Annotated in this window: 10 protein-coding genes and 1 riboswitch; of the genes, 8 read left to right on the top strand and 2 right to left on the bottom strand. The window is 61.2% G+C overall.

Annotation, left to right across the window (positions count from 1 at the left end):
- Window positions 1-55: 55 nt before the first annotated feature.
- The 7 genes from hpxU (at window position 56) to hpxK (ending at window position 6,394) form a co-directional block, all read left to right on the top strand.
- The gene (hpxU, locus tag NQ230_RS15175; RefSeq protein ID WP_213821544.1) at window positions 56-895 is read left to right on the top strand and encodes a MurR/RpiR family transcriptional regulator; all 840 of its coding nucleotides are present in this window, start codon (window positions 56-58) and stop codon (window positions 893-895) included.
- A 191-nt stretch (window positions 896-1,086) separates the two neighbouring features.
- The gene (locus tag NQ230_RS15170; protein WP_023311064.1) at window positions 1,087-1,869 is read left to right on the top strand and encodes a transporter substrate-binding domain-containing protein; all 783 of its coding nucleotides are present in this window, start codon (window positions 1,087-1,089) and stop codon (window positions 1,867-1,869) included.
- Between the two features lie 4 nt (window positions 1,870-1,873).
- The gene (locus NQ230_RS15165; RefSeq protein WP_032648997.1) at window positions 1,874-2,539 is read left to right on the top strand and encodes an amino acid ABC transporter permease; all 666 of its coding nucleotides are present in this window, start codon (window positions 1,874-1,876) and stop codon (window positions 2,537-2,539) included.
- Window positions 2,539-3,195: an amino acid ABC transporter permease gene (locus NQ230_RS15160; RefSeq protein WP_071789398.1), complete on the top strand. Its 657-nt coding sequence runs from the start codon at window positions 2,539-2,541 to the stop codon at window positions 3,193-3,195. Before NQ230_RS15165 ends, NQ230_RS15160 begins: the two co-directional genes overlap by 1 nt.
- Window positions 3,176-3,913, top strand: a complete 738-nt coding sequence (locus tag NQ230_RS15155; RefSeq protein WP_023327069.1) for an amino acid ABC transporter ATP-binding protein — start codon at window positions 3,176-3,178, stop codon at window positions 3,911-3,913. The genes NQ230_RS15160 and NQ230_RS15155 overlap by 20 nt, the downstream gene beginning before the upstream one ends.
- A 13-nt stretch (window positions 3,914-3,926) precedes the next feature.
- A complete protein-coding gene (locus NQ230_RS15150; protein ID WP_039261669.1) occupies window positions 3,927-5,168 on the top strand; it encodes a pyridoxal-phosphate-dependent aminotransferase family protein in 1,242 nt (413 codons plus the stop codon).
- Window positions 5,165-6,394, top strand: coding sequence for an allantoate amidohydrolase (hpxK, locus tag NQ230_RS15145; RefSeq protein ID WP_257258095.1), 1,230 nt, complete (start codon window positions 5,165-5,167; stop codon window positions 6,392-6,394). Before NQ230_RS15150 ends, hpxK begins: the two co-directional genes overlap by 4 nt.
- Window positions 6,395-6,479: 85 nt before the next feature.
- On the opposite strand, the gene NQ230_RS15140 is transcribed toward hpxK, so the two are convergent.
- Entirely contained in the window at window positions 6,480-7,481 is a 1,002-nt protein-coding gene (locus NQ230_RS15140; RefSeq protein ID WP_023311069.1) for a magnesium transporter, read from the bottom strand.
- 60 nt (window positions 7,482-7,541) lie between these two features.
- Window positions 7,542-7,711, bottom strand: a riboswitch (M-box (ykoK) riboswitch).
- A gap of 159 nt (window positions 7,712-7,870) precedes the next feature.
- On the opposite strand from NQ230_RS15140, the gene NQ230_RS15135 reads away from it, so the two are divergent.
- Window positions 7,871-8,374 carry a DedA family protein gene (locus NQ230_RS15135; RefSeq protein ID WP_121425834.1) on the top strand — a complete coding sequence of 168 codons (504 nt, stop codon included), beginning with the start codon at window positions 7,871-7,873 and terminating at the stop codon, window positions 8,372-8,374.
- 1 nt (window position 8,375) lies between these two features.
- Here NQ230_RS15135 and NQ230_RS15130 read toward each other — a convergent pair whose 3' ends face one another.
- Window positions 8,376-9,125 (bottom strand): SDR family oxidoreductase, encoded by a 750-nt coding sequence (locus NQ230_RS15130; protein ID WP_257258094.1) that lies wholly within the window; start codon window positions 9,123-9,125, stop codon window positions 8,376-8,378.
- Window positions 9,126-9,188 lie beyond the last annotated feature (63 nt).

Genomic DNA, 9,188 nt, shown 5'->3' with positions numbered 1-9,188 from the left:
AATGAAAGGTAGAATGAAAGGCAAAATGTGATGAAACAAAAGTTACAGAGGCGCTATGGAACAACTGGATGAACGTCTGAAAGCACAGTACCCGTCGCTGTCGCCGCAGGAGCAGCGGGTGGCGGATTTTATTTTCGATCATTTTGACGATCTGATTAGCTACAACAGCGCCGAGCTGGCGCAGCTGAGCGGGGTGTCGAAAGCCACGGTCAGCCGTCTGTTTAAGCGTCTGGGCTATGAGAAATATAAGGACATGCGCGACGAGCTGCGCACCCTGCGCCAGAGCGGGATGCCGCTCACCGATAACCGCGACGCGGTGCAGGGAAATACGCTGCTGGCGCGCCACTATAAGCAGGAGATGGCGAACCTGACCCAGTGGGTCAATGCCCTCGACGCGCAGCAGTTTGCCGACGCCATGGCCTGCATGGTGAAGGCGCGGCGCATCGTCATTATCGGCATGCGTAACGCCTATCCGGCGGCGCTGCACCTGCGCCAGCAGCTGCTGCAGGCGCGCGGTCAGGTGCTGGTCCTGCCGCAGCCGGGGCAGAGCCTGAGCGAGGAGCTGGTGGATTTAACGCCGGACGATCTGGTGGTCATGATGGCCTTTCGCCGCCGCCCGCGCATTATCCGCCCCCTGATGCAGCAGCTTCAGAGCAGCGGTATTCCAGTGCTGCTGATGTGCGAGCCGCAGGCGCACAGCCTGTTTCCGCTGGCGAGCTGGCAGCTTTGCGCCCCGCTGGACAGCGTCTCGGCCTATGACAGCTACTCCTCGGTCAACAGTCTGATTAACCTGCTGGCAAACGCCTTCCTGCATGAAATTCTCGATAAAGGCCGTCCGCGCATTCACGACATTGCCTCCCTCTACCACCAGCTGGACGAACTCGAACAGCGATAATGGGGCATCAGGCTGGTGCTTTGCATCGAAATGGTGCATAAAGACGGGGCGGAAATGGAGAGCATTTTCGACCCGCCCGCGTTTTATCAGGCTTTACAACAATATTCCCCGCTTCGCCTTATCTGGCACATTAGTTGCAAAATCACATTCAAAGAATCTTTTGTTTCATGTTAACGTTACGGGGAAGCACCATGAAAAAATTGTTGATTGCACTGGCCGGGGCCGCATGTCTCTTCACACAGCTGCCGGCAAAGGCTGACCAGCTTCAGGATATCGAGAAGCGCGGCACCATTCGCATTGCCGTGCCGCAGGACTTCCCGCCGTTTGGCTCGGTGGGGACCGATCTGCAGCCGCAGGGCTATGACATCGACATGGCGCGCTATCTGGCCAAACAGATGAAGCTCAAGCTGCAGCTGGTGCCGGTGACCAGCGCCAACCGCGTGCCGTACCTGCAAACCGATAAGGTGGATCTGGTTATTTCAAGCCTCGGTAAAAACCCGGAGCGCGAGAAGGTGATCGACTTCAGCCGCGCCTACGCGCCGTTCTTCCTCGGCGTGTTTGGCCCGAAAGGCGCCGAGCTGAAGGACGCCGCCGCGCTGAGCGGAAAAACCATCGGCGTGACGCGCGGGGCGGTGGAGGACATGGTGCTGACCGGCCTGGCGCCGAAAGACGCGGACGTGAAGCGCTACGAAGATAACAACACCACGCTCTCCGCCTACCTCTCCGGACAGGTGCAGTATGTGGCAACCGGCAACCTCGTGGTGGCGGCTATTTCGCGCCAGAACGCGGATAAAGCCCCGGTACCGAGCTTTATGCTGAAAGATTCGCCGTGCTTTATTGGCCTGAAGAAAAACGAACCGGCCCTGAAGGCAAAAGTGGATGCGCTGATTGAGCAGGGCATCAAGGACGGCACGCTGAACGGCCTGTCTGAGCAATGGCTGAAGGCCCCGCTGCCGGCAAACCTTGGCGCCTGAGCCGATGACGGAGCAACTTGATTTCTCCGCGCTCTGGCCGCACTGGCCGGAGCTGCTGGCGGGGCTGTGGGTCACCGTTCAACTGACGGTGATGGCGACCGTCGGCGGGCTGGCAACAGGGATTTTCGGGGCGGCGATCCGCAGCGGACGCACCACCTGGTTCAGCCGTATCTGGGGCGCGTATGTGGAAATCATCCGCAACACGCCGTTTGTGGTGCAGCTGTTTTTCATCGTCTTCGGCCTGCCGAATCTCGGGCTGAAGATGACGGCGGGGGAAGCGGCGCTGCTGGCCATGGTGGTGAACCTGGGCGCCTACAGCACCGAGATTATCCGCGCGGGCATTCAGGTCACGCCGAAAGGGCAGTGGGAAGCCGGACGCGTGCTGGGGCTGACCCGCCTGCAGACCTTTATTCGCGTGGTGCTGCCGCCCGCGCTGCAACGCATCTACCCGGCGCTGGTGAGCCAGTGCATTATCGTGATGCTCGGCTCGTCGGTGGTGTCGCAGGTCTCGTATGAAGAGCTGACCTTCGCCGCCAACCTGATCCAGTCCAGAACGTTTCTGAGCTTTGAGGTCTATCTGGTGACAACCGGGATTTACTTAGCGCTGTCGATTACCCTGCGCCAGCTGATGATGGCGGCAGGACGCAAATGGCTGGGGGTGCAGGCATGATGACCACCTTTACCGACTGGGACATTATTCGCAACCTGCTGCTGGCCGGGCGCTGGACGGTGCTGCTGTCGCTGGTGGCGTTTGTCGGCGGGGCGGCGGTGACGCTGCCGCTCCTGCTGCTGCGCCTCACCGGCGGGCGCGCGGTGAAGCGCATCATCCGCGGCTATATTGAGCTGTTTCAGGGCACGCCGCTGCTGATGCAGCTGTTCCTGGCCTTCTTCGGCGTGGCGCTGTTCGGCATCGACGTTTCGCCGTGGACCGCCGCCTCGCTGGCGTTAACCTTCTACACCAGCGCGTTTCTGCTCGATATCTGGAACGGCAGCATTCGCGCGCTGCCGAAAGGGCAGTGGGAAGCCTCGCGCTGCCTGGGACTGACCTTCGGCCAGACCCTGTTTCGCGTCGTCGCCCCGCAGGCGCTGCGCATCGGCATCGCCCCGACGGTCGGCTTTGCCGTGCAGGTGATCAAGGGCACCGCGCTGGCGTCGATTATCGGCTTTATCGAGCTGACCAAGGCCGGGACCATGCTGACCAACGTGACCTATCAGCCGTTTAAGGTCTTTGCGCTGGTGGCGCTCGGCTACTTTATTCTGTGTTATCCGCTGTCGCGCTACAGCCGCTATCTGGAGACGAAATTCAATGCCTCTCATCACCATTAATCAGGTGCAGAAGTACTACGGCGATAACCACGTGCTCAAGGGCGTCGATCTGGATATCGACATGGGCCAGGTGATCTCCATTATCGGGCGCAGCGGGTCGGGCAAAAGCACGCTGCTGCGCTGCATCAACGGGCTGGAAGGCTATCAAGACGGCAGCATCAAGCTGGGCGGCATGACCATTACCGACCGGGATTCTCAGGCGCGTGAAATCAGCCGCTCGGTCGGGATGGTGTTCCAGAGCTTCAACCTGTTCCCGCACATGACGGCGCTGGAAAACGTGATGCTCGCCCCGCGTCGGGTGCTGAAGAAAAGCGCCGCCGAATGTCGGGCGCTGGCGCAGCAGATGCTGGAGAAAGTGGGCTTAGGCGATCGTCTGGATTACTACCCGTCAAGCCTCTCCGGCGGCCAGCAGCAGCGCGTGGCGATTGCCCGGGCGCTGGCCATGTCGCCTAAAGTTTTACTCTGTGACGAGATCACCTCCGCGCTCGACCCGGAGCTGGTGGGTGAAGTGCTCAAGGTGCTGGAGCAGCTGGCGGCCGAGGGGATGACGCTGATACTGGTTACCCATGAAATGAATTTTGCCCGCGAAGTGGGCGACCGCGTGGTGTTTATGCACCAGGGGAAAGTCTGGGAGCAGGGCGACAGCAAAACGCTGTTCGCCAACCCGCAGACCACGGAACTGAAGCAGTTCATCTCCTCCGTGCGCGGCCTCAACTGATAAGGACTTAACAATGGATATCGCACGCTTTCCGCAAATCAACCCGCCCCAGCGCCTGCTGATGGGGCCGGGCCCGATCAACGCCGACCCGCGCGTGCTGCGCGCCATGTCGAGCCAGCTGATCGGCCAGTACGATCCGGCCATGACCCACTACATGAACGAGGTGATGGCGCTCTATCGCGGTGTGTTCCGCACCGAGAACCGCTGGACGATGCTGGTGGACGGCACCTCCCGCGCGGGAATTGAAGCCATTCTGGTCTCCGCCATTCGCCCAGGGGATAAGGTGCTGGTGCCGGTCTTTGGCCGCTTTGGTCATCTGCTGTGCGAAATTGCCCGCCGCTGCCGCGCGGAGGTGCATACCATCGAGGTGCCGTGGGGCGAGGTGTTCACCCCGGACCAGGTCGAGGATGCGATTAAGCGTATTCGCCCGCGCCTGCTGCTGACCGTGCAGGGCGACACCTCCACCACCATGCTGCAGCCGCTCGCCGAGCTGGGTGCCATCTGCCGCCGCTACGACGTGCTGTTTTACACCGACGCCACCGCGTCGCTCGGCGGTAACGCGCTGGAAACCGACGCCTGGGGGCTGGATGCCGTCTCGGCCGGGATGCAGAAGTGCCTCGGCGGGCCGTCGGGCACGTCTCCGATCACCCTGAGCGCGCGCATGGAGGAGGCGATCCGCCGCCGCAAATGCGTTGAGGAGGGCATACGCACCGACGCCCACCGCGACGGCGACGAGGAGATGATCTACTCCAACTACTTCGATCTCGGCATGGTGATGGACTACTGGGGGCCGGAGCGCCTGAACCACCACACCGAAGCCACGACCGCGCTGTTTGGCGCCCGCGAGTGCGCGCGGCTGATCCTGCAGGAAGGTCTGGATAACGGCATCGCGCGTCATAAGCTGCACGGCGATGCGCTGCTGAAGGGCATTCAGGCGATGGGGCTTGAGACCTTCGGCGACCTGAAGCACAAGATGAACAACGTGCTGGGCGTGGTTATCCCGCAGGGCGTCAACGGCGACCAGGTGCGCAAGCTGATGCTGGAGGATTTCGGGATTGAAATCGGCACCTCCTTTGGCCCACTGCACGGCAAAGTGTGGCGCATTGGCACCATGGGCTACAACGCGCGCAAGGACTGCGTGATGACCACCCTGAGCGCGCTGGAGTCGGTGCTGAACTACCTGAAATTCACCACCACGCAGGGGGCCGCCATGCAGGCCGCGTGGGACCACTATCGCCGCGAGACACCGCAATGAGCCCGGCGGCAGAACGGGTGATGGCGCGCGCCGACGCGCTGGCCGCCATCAGCGAAACCCCGGATGCGCTGACGAGGGTGTACCTTTCGGCGCAGCATCTTCAGGCCAACCAGCTGGTCGGCGAGTGGATGCGCCAGGCGGGCATGACCGTCTGGCAGGACAGCGTGGGCAATATCTGTGGACGCTATGAGGGCGCGCAGGAGGGGGCGCAGGCGGTGCTGCTCGGCTCGCATCTGGACACCGTGCGCAACGCCGGGCGCTACGACGGCATGCTCGGGGTGCTCACCGCCATTGAGGTGGTGGACAGCCTGCATCAGCAGGGGCTGCATCTGGCGCAGGCGATCGAGATTGTCGGCTTTGGCGACGAAGAGGGGACCCGTTTTGGCATCACCCTGCTAGGCAGCCGAGGGATTACGGGCACCTGGCCGCAGGGCTGGCTGGAGACCTGCGATGCCAGCGGCATCAGCGTGGCGCAGGCGATGGTGCAGGCGGGGCTCGATCCCGCCCGCGTGGCGCTGGCGGCGCGCCATCAGGGCGATTTCAGCGCCTGCCTTGAGCTGCACATCGAACAGGGGCCGTGTCTGGAGCAGGAAGGTCTGGCGCTGGGCGTGGTGGAAGCCATTAACGGCGCGCGCCGCCTCAACTGCCGCTTCACCGGCGAGGCCGGACACGCGGGTACCGTGCCGATGGCTCATCGTAAAGATGCCCTGGCCGCCGCCGCCGAATGGATGGTGCTGATCGAAAACACCACCCGACAGCAGGGCGGTCATCGCGTGGCGACGGTCGGGGAACTGCGCTGCCTGCCCGGTGCGGTCAACGTTATTCCGGGCGAGGTTGCGCTCTCGCTGGATATTCGCGGCCCGCAGGATGGCCCGCTTGACGCGCTGCTCGCGGAACTGCTGGCGCAGGCGCAGGCCATTGCCGCTCGTCGCGGGCTGAGCTTCAGCGCCGAGGAGTTTTACCGTATCGCCGCCACGCCGTGCGATGCGCGTTTGCAGGATCTGCTGGGGCAGGCCGTTGAATCGGTGCAGGGGCGCTCATTATCGCTGCCGAGCGGTGCCGGGCATGACACCATCGCGCTGGCAGAACGCTGGCCGGTCGGCATGCTGTTTGTGCGCTGCAAGGGGGGCGTCAGCCACCATCCGGCGGAATCGGTGATGGCTGAGGATGTTGCCCTGGCGATTGAGGCGTTTGGGTTGGCGGTGAGATCGCTTGGTGCGGCCTGAGTATTGCCCGGCGGCGCTGCGCTTGCACGGGCCTACAGGATGGGTAGGCCGGGTAAGCGGCAGCGCCACCCGGCAAGAAATCACCTCACTCCAGCCCCAGCGTATATTGCGCGATCTTAAAGTAGATAATCAGCCCGGTACCGTCGATAAGCGTCGCGATAAACGGCGCGGAGACGACCGCCGGGTCAATGCCGCAGCGCTTGAGCACCATCGGGATGACGGACGACACAATCGCGCTCCACAGCGTAATGCACACCAGCGTCAGGCTGACGATAAGCGTGATTTCCAGCCCAATCCCCATCATCCATGCGCGAATGCACCCGGCGACACCGAGCGTGGCGGCAATCATCAGCGAGGTGGTCATCTCTTTACGCAGCACGCGGCCAACGTCGCGCAGACGGACTTCCCCCAGCGCCATGGCGCGCACCAGCGTGGAGGTGATTTGCGTGCCGCTGTTGCCGCCCGTGCCGATCAGCAGCGGAATGAAGAACGCCAGCGCGATGGCGGACTCCAGCGCCTCTTCAAAATGCTGGATCACCGAGCTGGTGTAGGCCTCCGCGACAAACAGCAGCAGCAGCCAGACGGAGCGTTTCTTCCACAGGCTGTACGGGCTGGTGTCCAGATAGGGCTTCTCCAGCGGTAGCGTCGCCCCCTGAAGCTGTGCGTCTTCGGTGACGTCATCTTCCAGCAGATGGGCGATTTCGCGCTCGGTCAGGCAGCCGACGAGCTTGCCGTGGGTGACCACGGGCACCACGTCCGCGCCGCCGTGCGCCAGCAGTCCGGCAACGTCGGCACGTTCATCCTCCGGTTTGACCTGCAAAAACTGCGAAATCATCAGCGATTTCACCGGCTGTACCGTATCGGCGGTCTGCAGCAATTTACGCACGGCAATCATGCCCGCCAGGCGGCCATTGTCTTCAATAAAAATATGAGACGGAATATCGTCGTCTTTTAATTTTTCGAAGAATTGCTCGCGCGCCAGCGCCACGCATAATGAAATATCGAGGACAATAAAATCGGTATTCATATATTGCGCGATCGCGCTGTCATTGAATGCCAGGTTTTGGTTGTGAATAGCGTAAGACATAGTGAATTCCCTTTGAATAATAACATCTCTCAGGGGCGAGCAAGACAGGGCATGTCGAAGAGGAGATCCCCACGTCCTGGGTTCAGCACTGTACACCGTATCCCGTGAGGGAAGTTATACTGACAAAGCCTTGATTCGACAGTGCCTGTTTTACCCTGTGCCGGTTCTCTCGAACCCACCAGAGCGATAACGTGTATTTGTACAGGAGCCTCGCCATAACGAGATCGTTGTAAAACGTGAGAAATAATACGCTTATTTGATATTGCCGCTCGGGAAATTAAATAATGTTTAAGAACGGTTTAGGAGAATCTTATTAATAAAACGTTGAGGGTTTATTTAAGGTAATTCATTTCTAATGGAGGATTATATAATCAACGGAGGAGAGGAAAATGGTGTGGCTTGATAATCTGCTGAATCATTTTGCGCTGTATCCGGCACATCTTTTCGCGCTGTTATTTATGATGGCGCTGAGTAAATCGACGGTGCTGATCTCCTCCGTGCTGCCGCCCGCCTCTGTGATGCTGCTGGCGGGCATTACCGTCAGCCAGACGAGTATGCATCCTGTGCTGGCGTGGCTCGCCGTGGTAATGGGAGCAGCGGCGGGTTCGGTGCTGAACTACCATATTGGCCAGCTGATGGGGCACTCCCGGCTGGTCACGCGTTTCACCTCAAAGCATGCCGATAAGTTCTTGCGGGTCCAGCATCAGCTGCAAAAGAACGGGGTCATCGTGCTGTTTACGTCACGCTTTCTGGCGGTGTTGCGCTACATCGTCCCGCTGGCGGCGGGGATGCTCAGGCTGAATGCAGTCAAGGTCTACGCCGTCAGCCTGCTTTCCGCCTGCGCATGGGCGGCGCTGTATGTCGGCATCGTCACCGGCATCAGCGCCTTTTGAGTTATAAACTCCCCATTCCGCCGTCCACCAGCAGCTCCGTTCCCACCGTGTAGCTCGACTCGTCGGACGCCAGATAGAGCGCGGCTTTTGCCAGCTCCGTCGTCGAGCCCATTCTGCCGAGCGGCACCAGCTTGATGACCTCTGCCATCATCGCGTTAAGCGCCTCGTCGCTTAGGCCCGTCTTCGTAAACGCCGGGGTTTCCACCGGGCCGGGGCTCAGGCCGTTAACGCGGATCCCGCGCGGCAGCAGCTCCGCCGAGAGCGTGCGCGCCAGTGACAGCAGGGCGGCCTTGCTCGCGGCATACACGCTGCTGGTGGGCAGGCCGATGCGCGCGCTCACGGAGCCGCAGAGGATCACCGACGACGGGTTATTCAGCAGCGGCAGCAGCGCCTGAATTAAAAAGAACGGTCCCTTCAGGTTGATGCCCATCAGGCGGTCCCAGGCATCCTCCTGCCAGGCTTCCAGCGGCGCGTGCGTCACGTCGCCCGCGTTGAGAAAAACCGCGTCAAGGCGCGGCCAGCGGGCGGCGAGGGTGTCCGCCAGCGCTTTTTGCGACGCGATATCGCCCGCATCGGTTGGGATCACCCAGGCCTTATCGCCAAGAATACGTTCTGCTTCGGCGAGCGTTTCCGGGTTGCGTCCGGTCACGGCGACGTGCGCGCCTTCGGCGATAAACGCCTGCGCGGTGGCGAGGCCGATGCCGCTGGTGCCGCCGGTAATCAGCGTATATTTATTTGTTAAACGACCCATGTTCTTCTCCTGAAATGTCACTGGAGAAAGCACTATAGAAACGTTAGTATCGAAAGGAAACCA

Origin of the sequence: Enterobacter asburiae, assembly GCF_024599655.1 — a bacterium.
In the GTDB taxonomy this organism is placed as follows: Bacteria; Pseudomonadota; Gammaproteobacteria; order Enterobacterales; family Enterobacteriaceae; genus Enterobacter; species Enterobacter asburiae_D.
This window is presented reverse-complemented; position numbering and strand designations above follow the sequence as displayed.